Source organism: Citrobacter sp. CRE-46, assembly GCF_059615875.1.
Map to the genome: position 1 here is coordinate 42750 of NZ_JCAPUG010000004.1, position 22239 is coordinate 64988.

Consider the following 22239-nt stretch of genomic DNA (forward strand, 5'->3'; position numbering starts at 1 on the left):
CCCACGGGGCGGCGATAAGGAGACCATTATGCGAAACATTATTACTCCCGACGTACTGAAAACCATGATCCCCCAGGAATTTGAAGACTGGCGCGAAGCGGGTGAAGATTTGCGCCGCGAACTGACCCATGCTGTCATGCGCGATCTGACCTGCCCGGCTGACTGGGACATGAATGGTGAATACCGGAGTGAGTTCGGTGGCTTTTTTCCGGTACAGATTCGCTTCACGCCATCACACGGCAACTTCCATATCGCCGTATGCAGTCCCGGCGACATCACCCCGTCATGGATGGTGGTGTTCATTCCAGCCAGCGGTCGCCCGTTTTCTGTTATCAGCACCCTGCCTGCATATTCGCCGGAGATTATTTCTCACACACTCAGTCTGACAGCGCGCCTCGATGCCGATGGCTACAGTCAGGCCAGCATTATCAGTGTCCTGGCGATGGAGGGTGCACAATGATCCCGGCGAGTTTGTCACTGGTACCCCTGAGTCATGAGCGTCGTGCTGCAATGCAGGCCATCGCAGAAGTGGAGAAGAAATATGAGCGTGGCGTTCATATTGCTGAGTTTGCCTACGCCCATGCCTTCTTCCGCATCCTGAACGGCAGCAAACGTGTCACCGTAAAAGATATCGGCTGGTTTTCTCCGGGGATGACAGCACAGAACCTGCGGGGGAAAAAGCAGGACTGGCTGGCAGCGATTGATCGGCTGATTGAAAGCCGTGGCGCATGTTGCTGGTTACCCCTGTCGGTGTCGGACGGCTGGCGACTGTTCCCGGAAACGAAGTTTCAGACGTCAGAGCGTCGGCGCAGGCAAAGTGAACTGAGCGCCGAAAAATACACCCGCCAGCGCCGAAAAGAGGCGTGCCAGCGCGAAACCGCGTATCAGGCGCTGGCGGGGCAGGCGGAAATTGAGCTGGCTTTTCATACCCCGGAAACGGTCAGCAGCTGGAGCGCCCGCTGGTCGGGTACTGAACTGCACCAGTACGACCTGGAGGAAATGTTCTGGCGCTGGAGCGAGCGTTTTCCGTCGCTGGCACCAATGGAACGCTGGATGATGGCGAATCAGCCCTTCTGGAGTGTGATGGTTGAGTCTGATGCTCTCGCTAAAGAAAGCCCGGAACCGGTCAGACAACTGGAGCGATGGATGGTCCCCAACAAGCTGATACACCGGAGCCATGCATGAAGTGGCGTTACTCTTTGCGCTGGAGACTGCCCCGGACACCGTGTCCCGGACCGCAGGAACTGGTGTCTGAAGTGGTGGAGGCAGGGCAGCCCGCTCCTGAATCGGTGATGGCCCGCTGGGTGGCGGGCGCAGGGTATGCGGTGTGTGTCGATTTTCTGGATGAAAGGCAGATAAGACGCTGGAGTGATGAACGAAAAGCGGCTGCCCGCAGGCGAAATCTGGAACGTCGCGTGAACCGGATTGCGCCATTGTTTGCTGATGAATTCATCGAACGGGAAATGGAAGAACGACCTGCATATTTTCAGGGAAAAACCATGAATATGCCTCCCAAAGGAGGGGGGTCATGCTGAAGGTTATGAGCAGTATGGTCAGACAACGGATTTACATCTGTTAAAACACTTTTGGTAAGGAAAGACTATGACTCACGTATTTGTTTATCTCGTTATCGCTTCATCTGTACACGGTGGCAGTAGCTGGAACGTAACCCCTATGCCTAATATGGATGTTTGCAATCAGTTCAGCGAAAGTATTACTAAACCCCGGGGATTTGACCTTAATTTCCCTCGGGTAAGCCTGGTTCGCTGTGTTGAGGTAAAGACTGATAAGCCTGTTAATCAGTAATATCACATGAATGATCGATATATTTCCTTCACGATATACAGTCAGCAGGGGACAAGAGGGAACTTAAAAGAGGCAATTTATATATGAGATACTGGATACTGGTTGTTCTGCTAAATGGCTTGTTTGCGCTGGTCATGCACTTTGCCGCGCCGGAAATGTTCGGAAGCACTGAGCATTATGTCGGCGCTGGGATCTGTGCTCTTATAGCGATAGTTATTACCTGGCGAGATCCTCCAGGGATGCTGGACAACGCGCTCTTGTTTCTCATTAAGTGGGGAATTGTGGCTTCAGGTCTGGCGTTTTTTTTCTGGGGTATCGGATACAAGCTGGAATTCTGGGGGAATCATAACCCCGATGAAGTTTTCACCAGCGCTTTTGACATCCTTCTGCCAAATCTGGCATTGCTGAGCGGTATTGTGATTCTGGTTAGTGCCTGGATATCCTGGAGGCAAAGGTAACAAATAATTCGCCAGAATGAGGGCAGGAAAGTAAAAGAGCAGTGGTGCCTGCGGCACGACTGCTCTTTTTTTTAACCTTCATTCTTTGTCATACCCGGGTGAGTATCTCCCTGTAAGAACGGACTCTGCCAATTGTGATGGCTGTTGTCTGGATTACTTTTTCAAATTTGCCTGCTGTCGGATGGGGTTACAGGCCATGACTGAGGGCGACTTCCCTTCGGGAACCGGGGCTGTCATGCTTCGCACCGGGCCAGCAGTGCTGTCCCGGCCCGGCCCCTTCGGGGCAGCGGGTTTCCATCCCAGGCTGTCGCAACGTCAACACCACGCTTGCTGCATCCGTAAACGGATGCGCCGCTTTTCACCGTGCCGGCGATAAAGCCGCCGGCATTCAAGTGACGCCACGCCGTTCCGCCGTGTCGGGTGTGTTCATCCTCTTCTCATACATCTGGTGAGCCATCTCACGTTAAGTCCCCGGGCGGAGGGCTGGTCGTAGCACCGCCGTGTCGTCATCCAAGGGGTATATAAACTCCGCCAAAACTTTTTGCCTGGGACCGCAAAAACTTTTGTCTCCGCCCCTTTCCTTCCTCCGTACGTCGTTGCTCCTTTGCCCTTTGCCGCCAGGGAACTCACCGAGAGATGGATTAACCACCAGATAAGAGGAAAAGCAGGATGAACACACAGAACGTCAACGTCAAAACCGCCACCAAAGAATCTTCCGAAAGATGGGTTATGTCCGGCGCTGAACCTATTGCTGCAAAGGTACTGGCATTCCACGGACAGGACGCCAGCTATGCATTTAACGTCCTGGCTGATTTGAAGGCAGTTGGTGCGTCATATGCACGGCGGAACATTATCGCAGATATGTTCCAGCGTTTAGGTGTGAATTAACCCACTGAAGGAGAACTGTTATGAACCGTAGAAATATGAATCTGCGTACTGATGGTTTTGTTCGCAATATCTATTCCCGTAACGCGTTCGACGTTATTCGCGCAGATGTGGTGTTGGCTGGCATGGAAAAACAGGCCAATCGTGGATGTGGCCTGCATTACGAGATTTATGAGTCCCGTCTGTTAGGTATGGCCATGAATTACCTGGCAGAACTGCCACTGAAAGACCGTCCTGTATTTATCGGCACAGCGGCGAAAAGAGGCTACATGCTGACACTGGCAGAGGAAGAACGCGCACAGGGTGAATGTGACGATCTGATGAACGAACTGGCGGCAGATTACTGATCCATGAATCGGGGGCAGCGGTGTGCTGGCCCTTTTTAACAGAAGGAGAACAACATGCATTTACACCTGACTGAATCTTCCGCTATGCCGGGGATGCAGACCACCGCTGAGGCTGAGCGGGCCTACTGGCTGAGCCGTGAACAGGCGGCGGTGAAAGCCCCTGCTGAAATCGACGTACACGCTTTCCATGATGCGCTGGGGCTGATGTATCCGATGAACTGGCGAAGCAGTGAGAACGGTGAGTGCGAAACCTTCATGCTGGCAGAAATGATCTGCGGCAACGTGACCGAAATTTATGCACGAATCGGTATCCGTTATTACCGGATGCGTGACTACAGCAACCTTGACCACGCGGAAATTCTGGCCCGCGTTAAGGAGGTATCAGACAAGAGCCAGAAATGAAAAAAGCAGGCATAAGCCTGCTCATTCCACGCCGGATGACACACCCGCAAAAGTTTGCATCCGGCATACGCAAAATCAACATGGAGATTAAACCATGCAATTTGACCCGCAAATCGTCGCACAGGCGAACGCATTTGTAAATGCCCTGCGCAGTGGTAAACGCGCCCGTGTTCCGGCCTTAAAACTGGAGTACTGGCAGCAGTTCATGACAGTGGTATACGCTGGCCTCGGCCTCGCGTGATGTGAAACCTGCCGTCCCTTCGGGGACGGCATTACAGGAGATTTTCATGTCACAACTGAATTTTGTCGATGTCTTTGATATGGCCAGAGAGAGCGCTGGCGGTTGTTGTGTCACTCAGGATGCGCAGGCGGGTAACGGGTATTTCCCGTCTGTTCACAGGCTGATGAGTGCACAGTACAGCCGGAGCCGCTTTATCAGCGTGTTCAGGTCCACAGGCTGCCATCTTCGGCGCTGGGAAGTGTTCAGCGATTTTCTGGCGCTGGCAGCCAGTGAGCTGGATATGGCCCGGATAAGAACGCCGGAGAGTATGGCGCACTGTCGGAAAATTTGCGATCGCTACACCACCGCCGATATTGAGAACATGAACGAAATGTTCAGCCTGATGGTGTGTGCGCTGGAGGCAAAATTTCATGATTTTCTCGGCGCGATTTTCATGGAGCTTGAACTCGGAGATAATTTTCGCGGGCAGTATTTTACCCCCTATTCCGTACAGTGCCTGATGGCGCGCCTGCTGATGCCGGGAATTCAGGACACCATCCGGCGGGAAGGAATAGTGACAGTCAGTGACCCCGCCAGTGGTGCGGCGGGAATGCTGATTGCTTATGCCGAGTGTCTGCTTGAAGCAGATATCAATCCTTCCTGGCACATGTTCGGCAGTTGCATCGATATTGATCCTGTGGCGGCTGATATGGCTTTTATCCAGTTGTCACTGCTGGGTATTGCTGCGGAAGTGGTGACGGGTAACACTCTCACTATGCAGTTTAACCGGGTGCGGTATACGCCAGTGTATTACTTCAACGACTTTGAAAAACGTCTGACGGACCTGAACCGACACAGGGTTATGCTGGCATTTATGCGCGGACTATCGGATGCCGCGTAAGTAACCAGAAGGGCAGGGGATAATCTGCCCGACTGCTGTTAAAGGCCGCGCGCCTGCGGCGCAGAGTAATACCTGCTGCGCTACGCGCCGCACATATTACTCAGGCGCGTAATTGTCATATTATTATTTATTCCTGCCTGTCACCTCTCATCCGGAATTATTCTGTTTGTCTCTTTTGGTATTTATTCATTGTATATAAAATAATAAATATCAAACCGGGCGACTTCCCTGACGGGAACCGGGGCTGTCATGCTTCGCACCGAGCCAGCTGCGCTGTCTCTGCCCGGCCCCTGCGGGGCAGCGGGTTTCCATCCCAGGCTGTCGCAACATCAAAATGCCGCTTGCTGCATCCTTTAAGGATGCGCCGCCTGAACCGTGGCGGTAATAAATTCCCGCCACTTTAATGGCCGGAACGGTAATTCGTCTCGCGCCGATTTTCCGTTCCGGATTGTGTGCATTCTCCCTGAGGATATATCGCCCGATTTCATCAATTCGCGGAGGGCTGCTTTTAGCATCAGTCAGGAATAAATAAAAGGGTATATAAACGCTGCGCGCCCTTTTATTTATTCCTGGCAGCTGCTCATTGCCCTTTGCCGCTCAGTGATGAAGTCGAACGATTTAATAAATCCATAAGGAGAAAACCAGAATGCACACAATTAACGTCAAAACCGCCACTCGTGAATCAGCCGAACAATTTAAAACAGATAAATTCCAGCGCTATTGTGTAATCGATGATAATGAACGACTTGATTTCATCCCAGCCCTTTTTTTTACACCAACCGCAGACAATATGATCGCCAGTTGGTTACGCCAGCATTCAGATTATGATGGCGGTTTCTGGAACTACTGGATCATTCCGCAGGGTGTTGGTGGAAATGTGGCACCGAACAAAATTATCTTCACTACTACACAAACCGGATATATCGCACCTGCAGGAGAACAACGATATAACATGTGCATTCCTGGTAATTATTTTGAATCAGAGGTTAGTGCCGATGCTGCCGGAATTATTGCAACGTTGATGATAATGAACTGGCTGTCCTGGCAGGCAGCCGATATGGGGGCTGAATATGCGAAAGTCTGTAAATATCTTGTCGCCCGTCAGGATGCCCTGAAGGATTATGTCAGTCTTATTCAACATCCGGAACGTGGATTGATATGGCGGGCTATCGATTAAAACAATTGCGTCACTCTGGTGGCGCATTTTTTTTGATGGCAACATAAATTGCCTGAATTTCTTTTGCATATTGCTGGCGCTTTTTCTCCTGTACTTCCGTTTCACGAAATCCTGCATTATAAGCCCCTACAGCCCGCCATGAGTATCCCCAGCGTTTAAAAGCAATGGCAAGGTAGTAAGCGCCAGTGTAAATGTTAAGGCAACTGTCAGTATAAAGTTGTTGGGGAGTGATCCCGAACTGAGCCAGATGCGAAAAATTTTGTGAGTGTATTTGCATCTTACCGACAGCATATTCGCTCTGTGATACAACGTTGAGCGCATTATCACGCCAGGACGACTCACGGAACGAAACCGCCCGTAACAGATCCGGCTCGATCCTATAATCCCTGCCCGCCATTTCAAAACAGTCCTGCGCATTAACAGAAAATGTTATCGCCAGTAGCCCAGTAATCAGAGTTTTCCTCACGTCAGCTATTCCTCATTACCTTCTCTTTAGCCAGAGTGCCATTTTTCATAAAAAACGGCAATGCCCGGAAATACTGAATTCTTCCTGGCTGACATATTTCTGTATGCCTGCTCCTTAACATCAAAGTCCCACACACCTCGCAAGATTTCATCTTGCACGATAAGCCTTTAAAAACATGCTGTTAGAGTTATTTTTATGCCGTATTTTAGAAAAAGTGTTGTGATATAGAGTGTAACCATACTCTAATGACACTCTAATTAGAGTGTAGGGTATACTCTAATTAGAGTATTTAAATAAATTCAATATATTAGATGGAGTGTACTCGCGAGTATACTCTTGTTTAACAACCTTCCATACTCGCATCTATACTCTTCATTTTTTAATGGTATACTCGCCTTATACTATGGATAAAAGTATTCAGTTAATATTTCTAATTAATCATGATTATTGGTTTCAGAAGGATCAACGATGCCACGTATACAAACTTTTGTCAGCAATCAGGTTCGTGAAGAAATTGAATCTCTGGTTACAGAAAGGAGACAGGAAGGCGCAACGGAACATGATGCAACAGTATCGTCAGTTACTTCAATGCTCGTCGAACTCGGCCTCAGAGTATACCGGATTCAGAGAGAGAAAAAGGAAGGTGGTTTTAACCAGATGGAGTATAACAAGATCATGCTGGATAACATGGCCAGAGTCCGGTTTATGTGTTCAGAGATAATGAAGATGGGCGCGCTAAGTCATGAAGTTATAAGCAATGGTAACTTTGATAATGAAGTCATCAAAAGATCCATAGCAAAATTTGCAGAAGACCAGGTGAGTATTTTCTTTCCTGAAGATGAAGAAACGGACTAAGCCTACAGTTTATTTATCTGGCCTCCTGCCCATATCCTTGTACAGGAGGCTTTGTTGAGTATTGTATTTCTTAGTTGGTCAGGTTGGAATTTTTCACGCTGAAATAACTGTCTGAGTATTATCACTCACGGGGTTGAGTCTGAATGGATAGCTGTTTTGTCCAGCGAAGCCGATGTCTCTGAAATGATCTCTTCTCATGTTGCTAGTTTAGATAATCAGGTGTTATTCAAGTAATGATCGTTTTCTGGTGATCATGTTTAATTTACAGCATGATAAGAGCTTTGAGGCTATAACATTTATCTGATGCAGCTTGTGGTCAGTTTTCTTTCGTGGGAAAGTTCTTATATCTCACCATGAAGTATCTCATCTGGCTTTCTATTCCTTCCCGAACTAATCAAGCTGTTTCTTTATCTGATCTTGTTTTGTATTTAAATTTTAGGATTTTTTTTGTGAGCTTAATCATAAATTAATGCGTAACTTTGGTATTTATTGAGCGCTGATCTGTGATGTTGTATATTTGATTTAAGGTAAATCAATTATTCCCAGGGAGAAGAATCTATTTATTAAGTTGATTTGCTTTTGTCGCGATGGCAGGGGTTGGCCCCCCCTGTCATCGCTGGCCACCAATAACCGGATAAATTTAACAGGAGGTTACCGATGGTTATCATCGATCCTATCTTTATGGCAGAATTACGCAAGGTTTTTCCCAGGGTTAGTGATAATAAGATTGAAATTGTTACTTACTTTGTTTACGGAATGACCTGCAAGGATATTGCTTATCACAAAGGGGTTAGTCACCAGGCTGTGTCTAAAGTGCTACGTGAATTCTGTGAAATGTACAATATATCAAAACTGGACATGGTCAAGGCAGTATATGCAGTACGACTTGAACTTTATAAACATCTAAGACCAGCGCTGTAAATCGTAATTTCCCCAAAAGCGTGATGTGATGAATGTCACGCTTTTCTTTTGATTTTAATCAATTTCAGGTTGCCGGATTTTTCCCGGAAATTAACTTTTTTGTTTATTTTTCATATTCATATACATAGGGTGTTGGGGTTGTTTCTTGCAACTATCTAATCGTTTTTTTTTATGTCATGCTTTTTTCAGTTTAAAAAATCTTCTAAAGGGGCAACGGTTGATGGAGGACAAGAGTAAGTTTTTTTTGCCAGTGGGAAGGTATGTAAATATATTTTTGGACATGACGACGTATGAACAACTTAAGATGCAGGCTGGTAAAGAACGTCGGACTATTGCTAAAGAAGCCAGACATATTATTGAGCTGCATTTTGAGTCTGACGAGAAAGAGAAACAATAGAGTCAGGTTATTAGAGTTGAGATGTCTGTTACAGAGCCAATTTTTTAATGGCTCTGTGCCGGATTGACTTAACCCGTCAATACCGCTCTGGGTTGTTTTGTAAATAATATAAATGGAGTTTCTATGAATTTATCCTTATCAAAAGGCGGCCTCCCCGCGTCTGTAAAAAACCGTGCATGGCGGTACTGCCAGATGGCATGGCGTGGAGTGACCACTAAAAAAGCGCTGTCCCGTCTGGCTGCGCTGTCTCCGCTGCTGTTACTCGGTGTGGGACAGATGGCCAATGCAACCGACCTGCTGGCCGGGGGCAAGGATGATGTGAAAGCCACCTTCGGTGCCGACTCATTCGTCATGATGTGTATCATCATCGCCGAACTGATTGTCGGTGTGGCGATGTATATCCGCACCAAGAACCTGTTGATCCTGCTGGGCCTGGTTGTGGTTATCGTCTTCACTACCGTCGGTCTTACCTTCATCAACTGATATGGAGGGAAACGATTTAGACAAATACCGTTTCCCGAAAACCCTGTCAGAGCAGAACCGCATTATTGGACTGCCCCTTGATGAAGCTATCCCCGCAGCGGTTGTTTTGCTGTGGGGATTTTTCACCAAGAAATATTTATTCAGTCTGATTATTGCGGCAGTTATCTGGCAACTGATCAGGGCGGCGAAACGCGGAAAGAGTTCCCGCTGGTTATACAACTGGTGTTACTGGTATCTGCCCACTGAATTATTCCGGGTTGTCTACCGCGTTATTCCCGATTCCAGTTTCAGGAAATGGATAAAATAAATTACCGCAGGGCCATATTATGGAAATCAGCGCTCGTAATTCATCCACCAAAATTATTGCCGTTATTATTCTGTCGCTCACGACACTGGTCTTTATTCTGGGCTTTGCCGTGGCATGGCTGGCTGTGACCAACAGAGCACTCATCCACGAACAACGTACAGTCGTCACACCGATGACCTACAACGCGCCTTTTGTGGTATCCGAAACGAAAGCCGATACCGAGTATTTCCGGATGATGACGCTGTCCTTCCTGGCCCTGCGTCTCAATGTCTCGCCTGAAACGGTCGATTCCAACCACGCTTTTCTGATGTCTTTTGTCGAACCAGAGGCCCGGGAGGAATTTAAAAAAGTACTCCAGGAAGAGGCAGCACAGATTAAAGCCAATGATGTGAATTCCACGTTCTACACCACAGAAATCAATGTCTATCCCGTTGACGGCCGAATCGATGTTCGTGGCGTGCTGAAAATGTGGATTGGTAACTCTAAGCCTTCCACGGAAATAAAAACCTACCGGCTTCGTCTGAAGTACACCGGAGGCTTTACCCGTATCGGCCGGTTCTATGAGGTGACCAATGAAAAATAATCTTCCGGCGTTTTTGTTTGGTACAGCCATGATGGTCGTTATGCCCCCGGCTGCGCAGGCACAGTCACCTGCCACGATAAGCCTGCCACAGGGCGGCCAGTTTCGGCTGAGTATCAGCAATACCGATCCCAACATGATTTTTATCCCGGGTGACAAAGTCACCGCCATCACAGCGCCTGGGGGAATGCTGGCAGACAAGCGGCTGACAACGGCCGGAGGTGTGCTGTTCACCTCGGTAGCCACCCGTACTTTCACGATTTTTGTAGAAACTGCGCTGGGCCAGACCTTCTCTGTCGTGGCCACGCCGGTGAAAGGTGAAGGTCGTGTCTATCGACTGATGAGCGCAGAACCGCCCTCACGGCCTGAAACCCGTAAATGGGAAACCGCTCAGGCTTACGAAAAGCTGCTCATCAGCCTTAACCGTGCCGTGCTGACGGGCGACATACCTGATGGCTACGGCGAAGTAAAACCTCTTTCTGACGGTATTCGTCTCCCCGGTGGTTTTTCTGTTACCCCCCAGAAAGCCTGGGCGGGCGACCAGCTGCGTGCCGATCGTTATGAGCTGCGTAATGCCAATACCTGGGGGGTGGCGCTGCGGGAGCAGGACTTCTGGAAGCCCGGTGTGCGTGCCGTGATGTTTGATAACAACGCAGAGACTCTGATGGGCGGAGGAAGAATGACCGTCACCGTTATCCGTGGAAACGGGGAGGGTGAAGATGGCCAACGTTAATAAAGTCGTCCGCCGTCGTCAGGTTGCCCTGCTTATAGCTCTTGTTCTGGGGATTGGTGCTGGCGGTGCCGGGACATGGATGGTCTCAGAAATGAATCTGAAGAAAGCGCCGCCCGCCAAAGCGCCAAAAGGAGAACCCGCGCCGGATATGACCGGGGTGGTCAATCAGTCCTTTGATAACAAAGTTCAGCGTTCTGCCATTGCGGAAGCCCAGCGGCTTAATAAGGAAACGCAGACAGAGATTAAAAAACTGCGTACTGAAATGGGGCTTGTCAGTCGCGACCTTAAAGGCAGTCAGGATCGCATTCGTGAACTGGAAGATCAGAACCAGTTGCTGCAGACACAGCTTGAGGCCGGGAAGAATTTTGACTCTCTCAGTGCCGAACCTCTGCCGGGGGCGCTGGCCTCTCAGGGGAAACCTGCACCCGCTGGTAATGTTCCACCCCCGACCAGTTTCTGGCCAGCAGGCGGCGGACAGGCCCCGGCTGCGCCAGTGATGCCCCCCATTCAGCGTCCGGGAATGATGGACAGTCAGGAATTCAGTCTGCCGGATACCGGGCCTAAAAAGCCCCGTTTCCCGTGGATTTCTTCCGGCAGTTTTGCTGAAGCGATCGTGGTGGAAGGGGCTGATGCCAATGCGTCCGTTACCGGCGATAAAAATACCGCCCCGATGCAGCTGCGTCTCACCGGCAAAGTTCAGATGCCTAACGATGAAGAGTTCGATCTGACTGGTTGCTTTGTGACCCTGGAGGCATGGGGGGATGTTTCCAGTGAACGAGCCATCGTTCGTAGTCGCTCAATCAGTTGCAAGCTGGGTGATGACGACATCGACCAGAAGATTGCCGGTCATGTGTCCTTTATGGGCAAGAACGGCATCAAGGGCGAAGTGGTTATGCGTAACGGCCAGATCCTGCTGTATGCCGGGGGCGCGGGCTTCCTGGACGGGATCGGCAAGGGCATTGAGAAAGCCTCCTCCACTACCGTGGGTGTCGGCGCAACTGCCAGCATGAGCGCCGGCGATATCGGCCAGGCAGGGCTCGGCGGTGGTGTCAGTTCTGCGGCCAAAACACTCTCTGATTACTACATCAAACGCGCCGAACAGTACCACCCCGTCATTCCAATCGGTGCGGGCAATGAAGTCACGCTGGTTTTCCAGGACGGCTTTCAGCTCGAAACACTGGCAGAAGCGCGCGCGAAAGCGGCTGCACGTAAGAAACAAAATCAGCCTTCTGCCTCATCCACGCCTGCTGCCATGCCAGGTAACACCCCGGACATGCTGAAGCAGCTGAAGGACTTCAGGGTAGGGGACACCGTCGATCCGACGACCGGGCAGGTCGTCACACAGTAAACGGGGCCGGGAAACCGGCCGCAACAACACAATCCGGATTAGTTAGTGCCCTGGAAGACGAGAAAGGGATGGGCGGTAGCGTGTCCGGGCAGCATACACAGGAAAGAGTGATGGCAGACGTACTGGACCAGTTGCAGGAGCAGGAAGACCTGATTCACAGGCTGCACATTCAGGCGGTCAGACAACAGTTAAGTGTTAAAGGTGAAAGCCTTACCCAATGTGAATGTTGTGGAAACCGTATTCAGGAACGGCGCCAGAGAGCGATACCTGGCGTGCGTACCTGCACTGAATGTCAGCGGGTACTGGAAATTCGGGAAAAAAATTATCAGAGGTGAATGATGGGAAGCAGAAAAACCAATGTGATGGTAGTGGGGAAAACTGGCAGCGGTAAAGCCATGACACAAAGTCAGGTCACTCAGTTTTTCCTGGCGAAGTCTGACGTAAGCCTGCTCAAAGAAAGGTATTCCGGTAATGACGGAGAGAGGATAGCGGAGGCTATCCGTCAGAACTGCAACATCTGGTATCCACTGAAGCCTGGGGATGAAGGTCAATAAAAGTGATGGATGCTTCTTTATTGCTTCTGCGAGATTTCAGCGACCTGACCAGGCCGGAGTTAATTGCCCGGGCTAAACACCTGGATATCCTCCGGGCTCGGGTAGCGTATACCCATGACAATTTTTCTCCCCGGCAGCTAAGGGCTTTTGTCCTGGCCACTCTGATGTTGTTCATGAGCTACGTGTTAACGGAATCCATCCTTTTCAGTAGCGTTGCCAGCCTGATAACAATCATCGGGGTACTGCATTATTCCCGGTTACCCATGACATGGCACACACAACTGAAAGACGGTATTTCCCGGATCGAGAGTCTTCGAAGTTCGCCGCTTCGTCAGATGGATGAAGCCAATGCCCATTATGACTGGCATTACGCCTCTTATTGTCTGGCTGCTGAAATCCAGCTTATTTACTCAGCGCTTTCGCAGCCAGCCAGACCCTTCAGCGCATAATTTTTCAGGAAACAGCGATGAAAAAAATCACACTTTTGCTGGCAGGCAGTGCCCTGCTGTTATCCGGTTGTGCCGGTGTCAAAAGCAGTTTCGACTGCGATGCCACAACGTCTGATACCTGTATGACCATGACGAAGGCTAATCAGCTGGCCCGGGACAAGGCGGCAAAACAGGCGGGAAAGCCGGCTGCGGGCGGACTGCCTTCCCTGGTTAATCTTCCTGCCACCTCTGCGGCGGCGGTTCCGTCAGCATCCCGTGCCGTCATCAATGTATCTTCCGGTGCGCAGGTAACCAGCAACAGACCCGCAGTATCAGCTGGCGCCGCAACAGGTATAAGCACGAACGCCGCAGCGTCAACACTGACGCCACGTCCGGTTGCCGGAACGCCGGTCACAACCACTCCGTCACCAGTGGCTTACCGTCCGGTCGGCTCCGTGGTCACACCGGCACCGTCATGTCAGAGCGTGCGCTGTGACCATCCTGGATCGGTGCATCCACAACGCAGCCAGGACCAGATAGCCACGGTCTGGATTGCACCCTGGGTGGACAGCGATAACGCCTTTCATCAGCCCGGTCGGGTGTCCTTTGTGGTCAGCCCTGCCGACTGGGTTCTTCCGTCCCGGGTAAATTAAGGAGTTCGGGTGAAAAAATTTCTGAACGTACTGGAAAATCTGCAGAACGCCTTCCGGATGCCGGATGGCGCGTCGGAGATGACGCGCAATCTGGCCAGCCTGGACTTCCCGCAGCTGACCAGCGTCCTGCCGTACCGTGACTATGACCGTGACAGTGGGCTGTTTGTGAACCGCAGTACGGTGGGTTTTCTGCTACGTGCAGAGCCCCTTATCGGCGCTAACGAACAGATTGTGTATGTGCTGGAAGATCTCATCAAAAGTAAGCTGCCGCGTAAGACGCCAATATCATTCCACCTGGTGTCCAGCAAGCTGATCGGTGATCAGCTTGACCGGGGCCTGTCTGAGTTCCGCTGGCAGGGAAAGCATGCTGACAAATTTAACCGTATCACCAGGGCATATTATCAGCGCGCGGCGCAGCAGCAGTTCAACAGCCCGACCGGTCTGCCGCTGACCCTGCGTGACTACCGCCTGTATATCTCCTACTGCGTGAAGGCGAAGAAGCGGACGGCTGCTGTGATGACGGAAGTCGCTCATACCCTGAAAGTGCTGCGTTCCTCTCTGGACGCAGCAAAAATTTACACGCAGGCGGCCGATGACCAGGAGCTGGCCACGCTGGTTCACGGGATGCTGAATGCCCGTCATGATCAGCTGTACCCGGATGAGGTTCGTGTCGGTAAATTTGATGAGCTGCATCAGCGCTGTGTTGACCAGCGTATCGGTATCGATGTGCGTCCGGATGATGTTCTCATCAGTCTTGCCGACCGTCAGGGCAGCGTGACCTCCACGCGGGCCATGAACTTCATGCTGGAGAACAACCCGGATATGTTCATGCTGTGGATGGGAGGCGATAACCTGTCCAACCTGCTCAGCCCGGACCTGACAATCGCCAGCCCGTTCGTCATCACGATGGTGATGGAGGCCGAAGACCAGGTGGCGACGCAGGGAGAAGCCACGCGCAAGTATCTCGACCGGGAGAAAAAAGCAAACTCTCCCTATGCCACCCTGTTTCCCGGCGTGGCCAAACAGGCCAAAGAATGGAAGGAAATCCGCGAGCATCTTAACAGCAACCAGACCTGTATTGTCCGCTATTACTATAACGTCACCACGTTCTGTCCGGATACGGATGAGGATGCGCTGGTCTGCGAACAGCAGGTCATTAATACCTTCAAGAAGAATGGCATAGATCTGTTTTCCCCGACCTATATGCAGTTCCGTAACTGGATAGCAATGCTCCCCTTCATTCATGCGGAAGGGCTCTGGGAAGACATCAAAATGGGCGGGGCAACCTGCCGGGCCGAAAGTATCCAGGCCGTAAACCTGCTGCCGGTGGTGGCCGACAACCGGTTGTGTCAGGGGGGATTGCTGACGCCGTCCTACCGTAACCAGCTGGCATTCCTCGATATCTACGGCGACGGGATGGGCAACACCAACTACAACATGGCGGTAACTGGCACGTCCGGAGCCGGTAAAACCGGTCTGGTCCAGCCTATCCTGCGCAGCGTGCTGGACTCCGGCGGTATCGCCTGGGTGTTTGATATGGGGGACGGCTACAAATCGTTCTGTGAGAACGTGGGTGGCACGTACCTTGACGGTAAGTCACTCAAATTCAATCCGTTTGCCAACATCTCCAGTATCAATGAGTCCGGGGAACGTATCCGTGACCAGCTGGCTGTGCTGGCAAGCCCTAACGGTACGCTGGATGAAGTCCATCACAGTTTGCTGCTGCGCGGGGTTCAGGAGGCCTGGGAAGCACACAGGGAAAAAGCCCGAATTGACCACGTAGTCCAGAAGCTGACGGCCATCCGTGAGGATGATAAATACCAGAACTCGCCGGGTATCACCAACCGACTGGATGAAATTATCGAACTGCTCGGTAAGTACTGCTCCTGGGGAATTTACGGCGAATACTTTAACAGCGACGAGCCGTCACTGACCGATGATGCCCGCTTTATCGTCCTGGAGCTGGGGGGCCTGCAGGACAAGCCTGACCTGCTTGTTGCGGTAATGTTTTCTCTCATCATCTACATCGAAGACAAAATGTACCGCACGCCGCGCAGCCTGAAGAAATGTTGCACCATCGACGAAGGCTGGAAGCTGCTCAACTTTAAAAATGAGAAGGTCGGTCAGTTCATTGAAACCGGCTACCGTACGGTACGCCGCCACCGTGGCGCGTTCATCACCATCAGCCAGAACATCAAAGACTTTGACGCCGATGATGCTTCCGGCGCTGCAAAAGCGGCCTGGGGTAACTCAGCCTTCAAGGTGATCCTCAAACAGGATGCCTCTGAGTTTAAGCAGTATAACCAGAACCGTCCCAACCAGTTCAGCGAGCTGGAGCGCAGTGTTATCGGTAAGTTCGGTGATGCCAAAGACCAGTGGTTCTCCTCCTTTATGCTGCGCATCAACGATACCTGCAGTTTCCATCGTCTCTTTGTCGATCCGCTCAGTCGCGCGATGTTCAGTTCAAAGGGTGATGACTTCGAGTTTATCCGCCAGTGCCGGGAACAAAACATGGATATCCATGACGCTGTATACCAGCTGGCACAACGTAACTTTCCTGATGAGATGCGCGAACTGGAAGCGCTCGCGGAGGCTGCATGACCACTGACCAAAAACTTACCCCTGCTCAGTCTGAATCCCCTCTCACTTCTGATGACGCCAGGAAGGGGATAAACATCACAGCGGGAGGACACAGGCGGGAGCAACGTCGCCGTCGTTGCCTGCTCAATCTGCTACTGGTCGCTGCCACTATTGTGTGTATCAACGCGGCGGTAACGACGCTGCTGATTAGCTGGCGTACGCCGACGGTGGTGTCCTTTGATATGAAAAAAACGCTGGATCAGTTCACAGAACAGGCCAGCGCTCAGTCACTGGATGAGGCTCAGAGTAAGGCTCTTACCGAACGATTTATGACCAGCCTCAATGCGGAGCTGCAGGACTGGCAGCGCCGCCATGATGCACTCATCCTGGTGACGCCTGCTGTGGTCAGCGGGGCGGGCGACATCACTGATGAGATTCAGACAGGGGTGGCACACCGAATGGCGGCGGGAGGCGGCAACTGATGAAAAAAGGGCTGCTGACACTGTTGCTGATTTCCGGCGTAGCACAGGCAAAAAATCTGGGGACATGGGGGGAAATGTATCCCATTGCTGAGCAGGACATGCTCACTACCATCCAGACACGCCTGAAGGCAATGGAGGCCAGCGGCGAGATGGCCCGGGAGCAGGAGGCGTTCAAACAGCGTGTCATTGAAAATACTCTGCGTCCCAGGCCGGTTGAAGGACTGACACTGGCGCAGGAGAACACCACGCACTATATCGATCCATCGCTGACGGTCAGTGAAGATCTGAAAGACCATCAGGGGCGGGTGTTCGCCCATAAAGGGCAGGTGATTAACCCGCTGGATACGGTGCCGTTCACCGACACGCTCTATTTTATTGATGCAGATAACCCGCAGCAGCTGGCATGGATGAAGGCACAGAAGCCCGGGACACTGACGTACCGCGTCATTCTGGTTAACGGGGACGTCCGTGAGGCCACGAACGCCCTCAATACCCGTATCTATTTTGACCAGGACGGCTCACTCTGCCGGAAGTTTAAGCTGAAAGCTATCCCGGCCCGGGTGACGCTGGCAGAAGATCGCCGCCGCCTGCGGGTAGACACGTTCTCCCTGGATGCGCCGGAGGTGAAGCCATGAAACGTTATCTGGCCGGTCTGGGGCTGATGCTTCTGTGTCTGACCGGGATGAGCGGCACGGCACAGGCGGCTTCCGCAGAATGTGAGGGGAATTTTGTTAACCCGATCACCGATGTCTGCTGGGAGTGCATCTTTCCGGTGACCATCGGCAATGTGCCGGTAGTCAAAGGTCGCCAGCCGGACACGCCGAACCCGTCGATGCCCATCCAGTTCTGCCCGATGGGCATTCTGTACCGGGTGGGGCTGGCCATTGGATACTGGGAGCCGATGGCGCTGACGGACGTGACGCGTTCTCCGTACTGCATGGTGAATCTGGGCGGGTTCAATATCAATATCGGTAACGTCGGCAGCGGGACCGGAGGACAGGAAAGCCGCGCAAATCCCGGCGCGTTTTACCATGTCCACTGGTACAAATACCCGCTCACCTACTGGCTGAACATTATTACCTCGATGGGCTGTCTGCAGGGTGGCGACCTGGATATTGGTTATCTGTCCGAGCTGGACCCGATGTGGGACAGCAGTTCGCTGAGCATGATTATCCAGCCCGAAGCCATTCTCTTTGGCAACGTTATTGCACAGGGGGCCTGTGCGGCAGATGCAGTGGCGAGCCTGGTGGGGAAACCCATTGATGCCCTGTTCTGGTGTGCTGGCAGTCAGGGCAGCATGTATCCGTTTAACGGCTATGTCTCTAACGAATTCAGCCCGCTGCAGACCTCTTTACTGCTCAGTGAACGTATGGCGTTCAAACTGCACCGTCAGGGCATGGTGATGAACAGTATCGGTGAAAACACCGCCGTGTGCTTTGAATATCCGTCCCCGATCATCCCTAAAAGCCGCTGGCGGTATCACCTGGTTAATAAATATCCCGATGCAGGCCAGTGTCATCCGCTGGGCCGTAGTGTGACCCGCTGGGAAACCGGCAAAAACATGCCTAATGACCGGCGTAACTTCGGCTACCTCTTCTGGCGCAAACGCAATTGCGTATTCCTGTAAGGAGCAAAGCATGATCGTGAGTAAAAAAAAGTATGACTTTCTGCTCGATCGCTACGAACAGGCCGCCTCCCGGGCGGACCTGCTGGAGCGGCAACTTGCAGAGCTGAACGGGGCGATGGAGAAACATGGCACACCGTACAAGTGCATTCTGGAGTGTCGTGAAGCGGCGTTGGCGGTATCCACGCCGGGTAGTGAACAGGTGTGGCTGACGCTGGATCGCCTGGCGTTTATTGACCGGTGGGTAAGTGCCCTGCTGCCGTCCCTGACACGACGGATGTCCGACCGGGAGCGGCCGATGTGGGAGGACATGCTGAAAACTCGCTCTGCAGATCACGCTTATGGAATGGTGCGCGGCAAGCCACAGGGAGAAAAACAATGAAACGCGTACTGATATCGCTGGCCCTGCTTCTGACCTGCGGGACCGGGATGGCCAGCGATCATACTGAGAACCGCCAGTTTATTCACGACCAGCTGCAGCTGGACCGCCAGCGTTTTCGTGCCCTGCAGACGCCCGAATTTCTGCAACAGCCACGCCCGGTGGCACCACAGGATCAGGCTTTTCTGGACTCACAGGCTTCACAGTTCCGTCAGGCCATGCAACCCGGGGAACGCCCGGTGGATGCGGCCCTGGTGTTTGTGTCTTTCTCGATGCCACCGGATGAGCTGAAGCAGCGCGTGAGGGATGCGGCGGAACTCAATATTCCGGTGGTTATCCGGGGGATGGTGAACGGCGACATGCGGGCCACGGCGAATGCTGTAGCTGGTCTGGTAAAAGAGAGCAATACCGGAGGCGTGCAGATAGACCCGACCACCTTTCGTAAGTACAACATTACCGCCGTACCGGTACTGATTGTCGCCTGCGGCAACCAGGGTGATACAGTTGACCGGCTTCAGGGGGATCTGACCTTACATCAGGCCCTGAAGCGGGTGGCGGAGGAGGGGGACTGCGCTGACACGGCCCGGAACCTGCTGGGTGGGGAGGTGCAATGAAACACTATCTTCCTCTACTGATGGCGATGACATCGTTCTGTCTGGTCGCGCCGCTTGTCGCCAATGACCAGTTTAATCAGGGCATGCAGCAGGGTAACGCCAGCAAAGGGCAGGGGGCCAGCGCTATACAGGGGTTTAAGCCGGCGGAAGTGATCCCCGGCTATACCGACTCGCCAGCTGAAAGCGGCTATTACGGGGGCGTAACGTCGTCCGGTGTGGATATGACCTCTCCCGGTTCGACGGCGCTGAACACGTCTGAGGCCGGGAAAACCATCACCGAATCCATTCTGAACACGCCGCCGGATAACAAGCCCTCAATGGATGCGCCGTTTATCTCTGAGGGACTGGCGATGAAAGACAAGGCGGAGACCATCACCGGCGGCGGGTTTGATGGTTGCGTGGACCAGCCTGCCAGCTTTACCGAAATCACCACTCACCAGTGCCTGCGGGACACCAAAATTGAGCAGTACTGCACACGCACCGCGACCATTACCGGGGACTGGAAAAACACCGAGGTTTACCGGTATGTGACGATTTCTCCGGGGCAGTTCCGCTATAGCCAGAACGGAAAGCAACTGGTATTCAGCGTGACCTCTCCGGTTACGGGCGTCGTGATGAATGCACAACTGAAGGTGTATGCCAGTTTTTATTTCCTTAACTCCCGTTATACGTTCATGAACTCTGTGTTCAACGTCTCGACCGCACCGGGCGGGACGGATACGTTCACTCTGAGTGGTGCACCAGGGCTGAATATTACCGAGGGACAGGTGCTGACAGGTTCCGGCTGCACAGCTAACGGCAACTGTATCAGCGGTGGTAACGGGGACTGGCAGGTTTATCAATCGCTGGCCAGTGGGAAAGCGACGTTCACCCTGACCCTGTATGTCAAAGTCAGCGAGAAAGAGTGGGTGCCACGGGTAGAGTGGTCCGAAAGTTGCCCGTTCAGTAAGACCGAAGGGGCCATGACCGGTTCACAGTGTGTGGAGCCGGGGGAGACACGGACCGTCGTTGTGGGCGGTAAAACGTACAGCATTCATCAGGACTGCTGGAAATGGCAGGACACGTACCTGACCCAGACGGAAACTGAGGGTACCTGCGGGGAGTATATGAAAGATTCAGCCTGTACGGTGACCCGCAGCGAGTGTGCCGATACGGTCGACGGCTTCTGTGTCAGCCAGCAGGTGACCTACTCCTGTGAGCGTAAAAAAGAGGGTAACGGCCAGATTTGCGGCGGGGAATTCTTCTGCAAGGACGGCAGCTGCGCCCAGGCGCAGACAGGAACCAGCAACATGTTCGGTCAGGCCGTCTCGGCGCTCGCGGCAGTGGCCGCCGCTGGCGAGGATGTGGCCGCGCTCAATGGTGTGGACGTCCGCGCCTTTACCGGCGAAGCGCAGCACTGCAAGAAGATGGCGGTGGGCTTCAATAACTGTTGCAAGGACTCCGGCTGGGGCCAGGATGTGGGCCTGTCGAGCTGCAGCAGCGAGGAAAAGGCGCTCGGCAAAGCGAAGGATAAAAAGCTGACGGTGTATGTCGGGGAATACTGCAGCAAGAAAGTGCTGGGCGTGTGTCTCGAGAAAAAACGTGGTTACTGCGTGTTTGATTCCAAACTGGCGCGTATCGTCCAGGAGCAGGGGCGTCGTGACCAGCTGGGTGTGGGGTTCGGTAAAGGCAAGTCACCGGACTGCCGGGGCATCACGGTGGATGAACTGCAGCGACTCGACTTTGGCGTGATGAACTTCAGCGATTTCTATGATGATCTTAATGCCGGCAGTGAAATCCCGGAAGACCAGGCATTACTGAAAAAGGCGCAGGACATCATTGCCGAAAAAATGCAGGAGAACGCGCCATGAAATGTATTGCCGGTGCGCTTGCCCTGATAATGGCAGCATCACTGCATGCTGCTCCCGAGGATGTACTGGCACCTGAGTATGCCCGGGAAGAGGGATGGCAGTGGTACAACCCCAATGCTGAAGAGGCCGAACCCGAACCGGCGTCGCCGCCGACACTACGGGAACGTCTGGCCAGCATGACGCCATCAGAGCAGAAAAAGGTGCTCCAGCAGGCGACCCGTGAAGCGCTGGACACCGCCATTCTGTATCCATCTGCGGAGAACTTCCGCCGCTTTATGACACTGCAGAACTTCTGGACTGACCGGGCAACGGACTTCACCCAGACGGCGAAACTGGCCCGGCTGAAGTATCCGGAGCTGGATTACAACGTGAAGCGCAGCCATTACAACGGCACGGTGGAAGCCCGCCTGACTGAAGAGAAGAAGGTCCAGAATGCGGTTATCAGCCAGGTGGCGCAGCGTTATGGCCTGTTCTTTTTCTACCGGGGCAACAATGCTGTCGACAACCTGATGGCTGGGGTGATACGGGCTTTCTGTGAAGATCGGGGGATCAGCCTGATGGCCGTCAGCGTGGACGGTAAACTCAGCGACCAGCTTCCGCAAAGTCGCCCTGACAGCGGACAGGCCGAAAAAATGCGTGTCACCCACTTCCCGGCCACGTTTCTGGTCGACCCGAAAACTCACCAGTGGCAACCCCTTGCGTGGGGGTTTATGAGCCACGACGACCTGGATCGCCAGATGGTCAGCGTCCTTACCCACTTTGCACCTGACTACTGATACTGTCTTTTGA

At 52.6% G+C, this 22239-nt stretch carries 29 protein-coding genes and 1 pseudogene; 29 read left to right on the plus strand and 1 reads right to left on the minus strand.

The window, feature by feature from the left end; genetic code table 11:
* Positions 1-25: 25 nt before the first annotated feature.
* The 10 genes and pseudogenes from psiB to AC534G_RS27050 all read left to right on the plus strand — a co-directional run bounded on the left by psiB (position 26) and on the right by AC534G_RS27050 (position 6196).
* Positions 26-460 carry a conjugation system SOS inhibitor PsiB gene (psiB, locus tag AC534G_RS27005; protein WP_088545130.1) on the plus strand — a complete coding sequence of 145 codons (435 nt, stop codon included), beginning with the start codon at positions 26-28 and terminating at the stop codon, positions 458-460.
* A complete protein-coding gene (locus AC534G_RS27010) occupies positions 457-1185 on the plus strand; it encodes a plasmid SOS inhibition protein A (RefSeq protein WP_275396305.1) in 729 nt (242 codons plus the stop codon). The genes psiB and AC534G_RS27010 overlap by 4 nt, the downstream gene beginning before the upstream one ends.
* Positions 1182-1535 carry a theronine dehydrogenase gene (locus AC534G_RS27015; RefSeq protein WP_275396306.1) on the plus strand — a complete coding sequence of 118 codons (354 nt, stop codon included), beginning with the start codon at positions 1182-1184 and terminating at the stop codon, positions 1533-1535. Before AC534G_RS27010 ends, AC534G_RS27015 begins: the two co-directional genes overlap by 4 nt.
* Before the next feature lie 354 nt (positions 1536-1889).
* Complete coding sequence (locus AC534G_RS27020) at positions 1890-2264, plus strand: hypothetical protein (protein ID WP_202039838.1); 375 nt, start codon at positions 1890-1892, stop codon at positions 2262-2264.
* Positions 2265-2993: 729 nt separating this feature from the next.
* On the plus strand, positions 2994-3152 hold the full coding sequence (locus tag AC534G_RS27025) for a hypothetical protein (RefSeq protein ID WP_231592907.1): 159 nt from the start codon (positions 2994-2996) through the stop codon (positions 3150-3152).
* A 20-nt stretch (positions 3153-3172) separates the two neighbouring features.
* A complete protein-coding gene (locus tag AC534G_RS27030; RefSeq protein WP_042005169.1) occupies positions 3173-3496 on the plus strand; it encodes a hypothetical protein in 324 nt (107 codons plus the stop codon).
* A gap of 54 nt (positions 3497-3550) precedes the next feature.
* A complete protein-coding gene (locus AC534G_RS27035) occupies positions 3551-3898 on the plus strand; it encodes a hypothetical protein (protein ID WP_275396307.1) in 348 nt (115 codons plus the stop codon).
* A gap of 94 nt (positions 3899-3992) precedes the next feature.
* Positions 3993-4139, plus strand: coding sequence for a hypothetical protein (locus tag AC534G_RS27040; RefSeq protein ID WP_001159046.1), 147 nt, complete (start codon positions 3993-3995; stop codon positions 4137-4139).
* A 46-nt stretch (positions 4140-4185) separates the two neighbouring features.
* Positions 4186-5019, plus strand: coding sequence for an N-6 DNA methylase (locus AC534G_RS27045; RefSeq protein ID WP_042005171.1), 834 nt, complete (start codon positions 4186-4188; stop codon positions 5017-5019).
* Positions 5020-5609: 590 nt separating this feature from the next.
* A pseudogene (locus AC534G_RS27050) lies at positions 5610-6196 on the plus strand (antirestriction protein).
* A gap of 10 nt (positions 6197-6206) precedes the next feature.
* Here AC534G_RS27050 and AC534G_RS27055 read toward each other — a convergent pair.
* Positions 6207-6662 carry a transglycosylase SLT domain-containing protein gene (locus AC534G_RS27055; RefSeq protein ID WP_202039843.1) on the minus strand — a complete coding sequence of 152 codons (456 nt, stop codon included), beginning with the start codon at positions 6660-6662 and terminating at the stop codon, positions 6207-6209.
* 468 nt (positions 6663-7130) lie between these two features.
* Here AC534G_RS27055 and traM point away from each other — a divergent pair, with 468 nt between their 5' ends.
* The 19 genes from traM to traF all read left to right on the plus strand — a co-directional run bounded on the left by traM (position 7131) and on the right by traF (position 22226).
* Positions 7131-7517, plus strand: coding sequence for a conjugal transfer relaxosome DNA-binding protein TraM (gene traM / locus AC534G_RS27060; protein WP_045912002.1), 387 nt, complete (start codon positions 7131-7133; stop codon positions 7515-7517).
* A gap of 657 nt (positions 7518-8174) precedes the next feature.
* Positions 8175-8438: a hypothetical protein gene (locus AC534G_RS27065; protein ID WP_045912003.1), complete on the plus strand. Its 264-nt coding sequence runs from the start codon at positions 8175-8177 to the stop codon at positions 8436-8438.
* 520 nt (positions 8439-8958) lie between these two features.
* Complete coding sequence (gene traA, locus AC534G_RS27070; RefSeq protein WP_275396308.1) at positions 8959-9318, plus strand: type IV conjugative transfer system pilin TraA; 360 nt, start codon at positions 8959-8961, stop codon at positions 9316-9318.
* Between the two features lies 1 nt (position 9319).
* The gene (gene traL, locus AC534G_RS27075; protein ID WP_000398849.1) at positions 9320-9625 is read left to right on the plus strand and encodes a type IV conjugative transfer system protein TraL; all 306 of its coding nucleotides are present in this window, start codon (positions 9320-9322) and stop codon (positions 9623-9625) included.
* A 19-nt stretch (positions 9626-9644) separates the two neighbouring features.
* Entirely contained in the window at positions 9645-10208 is a 564-nt protein-coding gene (traE, locus tag AC534G_RS27080) for a type IV conjugative transfer system protein TraE (protein ID WP_015062648.1), read from the plus strand.
* Entirely contained in the window at positions 10198-10938 is a 741-nt protein-coding gene (traK, locus tag AC534G_RS27085; RefSeq protein ID WP_275396309.1) for a type-F conjugative transfer system secretin TraK, read from the plus strand. Before traE ends, traK begins: the two co-directional genes overlap by 11 nt.
* Positions 10925-12286 carry an F-type conjugal transfer pilus assembly protein TraB gene (traB, locus tag AC534G_RS27090; protein WP_275396310.1) on the plus strand — a complete coding sequence of 454 codons (1362 nt, stop codon included), beginning with the start codon at positions 10925-10927 and terminating at the stop codon, positions 12284-12286. The genes traK and traB overlap by 14 nt, the downstream gene beginning before the upstream one ends.
* A gap of 110 nt (positions 12287-12396) precedes the next feature.
* On the plus strand, positions 12397-12621 hold the full coding sequence (locus AC534G_RS27095; RefSeq protein WP_275396311.1) for a TraR/DksA C4-type zinc finger protein: 225 nt from the start codon (positions 12397-12399) through the stop codon (positions 12619-12621).
* The gene (locus AC534G_RS27100; RefSeq protein ID WP_275396312.1) at positions 12622-12840 is read left to right on the plus strand and encodes a hypothetical protein; all 219 of its coding nucleotides are present in this window, start codon (positions 12622-12624) and stop codon (positions 12838-12840) included.
* 5 nt (positions 12841-12845) lie between these two features.
* Positions 12846-13289, plus strand: a complete 444-nt coding sequence (locus AC534G_RS27105; RefSeq protein ID WP_315367558.1) for a hypothetical protein — start codon at positions 12846-12848, stop codon at positions 13287-13289.
* 17 nt (positions 13290-13306) lie between these two features.
* On the plus strand, positions 13307-13921 hold the full coding sequence (gene traV / locus AC534G_RS27110) for a type IV conjugative transfer system lipoprotein TraV (protein WP_275396314.1): 615 nt from the start codon (positions 13307-13309) through the stop codon (positions 13919-13921).
* Positions 13922-13930: 9 nt separating this feature from the next.
* A complete protein-coding gene (traC, locus tag AC534G_RS27115; RefSeq protein WP_213165199.1) occupies positions 13931-16522 on the plus strand; it encodes a type IV secretion system protein TraC in 2592 nt (863 codons plus the stop codon).
* Positions 16519-16983 carry a type-F conjugative transfer system protein TrbI gene (gene trbI / locus AC534G_RS27120; RefSeq protein ID WP_275396315.1) on the plus strand — a complete coding sequence of 155 codons (465 nt, stop codon included), beginning with the start codon at positions 16519-16521 and terminating at the stop codon, positions 16981-16983. Before traC ends, trbI begins: the two co-directional genes overlap by 4 nt.
* Positions 16983-17618, plus strand: a complete 636-nt coding sequence (traW, locus tag AC534G_RS27125) for a type-F conjugative transfer system protein TraW (protein WP_275396316.1) — start codon at positions 16983-16985, stop codon at positions 17616-17618. The genes trbI and traW overlap by 1 nt, the downstream gene beginning before the upstream one ends.
* Positions 17615-18610, plus strand: a complete 996-nt coding sequence (gene traU / locus AC534G_RS27130; RefSeq protein WP_208286168.1) for a conjugal transfer pilus assembly protein TraU — start codon at positions 17615-17617, stop codon at positions 18608-18610. The genes traW and traU overlap by 4 nt, the downstream gene beginning before the upstream one ends.
* Positions 18611-18620: 10 nt before the next feature.
* The gene (locus AC534G_RS27135; protein WP_275396317.1) at positions 18621-18989 is read left to right on the plus strand and encodes a hypothetical protein; all 369 of its coding nucleotides are present in this window, start codon (positions 18621-18623) and stop codon (positions 18987-18989) included.
* Entirely contained in the window at positions 18986-19600 is a 615-nt protein-coding gene (trbC, locus tag AC534G_RS27140; protein ID WP_208286172.1) for a type-F conjugative transfer system pilin assembly protein TrbC, read from the plus strand. Before AC534G_RS27135 ends, trbC begins: the two co-directional genes overlap by 4 nt.
* On the plus strand, positions 19597-21450 hold the full coding sequence (traN, locus tag AC534G_RS27145) for a type-F conjugative transfer system mating-pair stabilization protein TraN (RefSeq protein WP_208286173.1): 1854 nt from the start codon (positions 19597-19599) through the stop codon (positions 21448-21450). Before trbC ends, traN begins: the two co-directional genes overlap by 4 nt.
* Positions 21447-22226, plus strand: a complete 780-nt coding sequence (gene traF, locus AC534G_RS27150; RefSeq protein WP_275396318.1) for a type-F conjugative transfer system pilin assembly protein TraF — start codon at positions 21447-21449, stop codon at positions 22224-22226. Before traN ends, traF begins: the two co-directional genes overlap by 4 nt.
* The last annotated feature ends 13 nt before the right edge of the window (positions 22227-22239 follow it).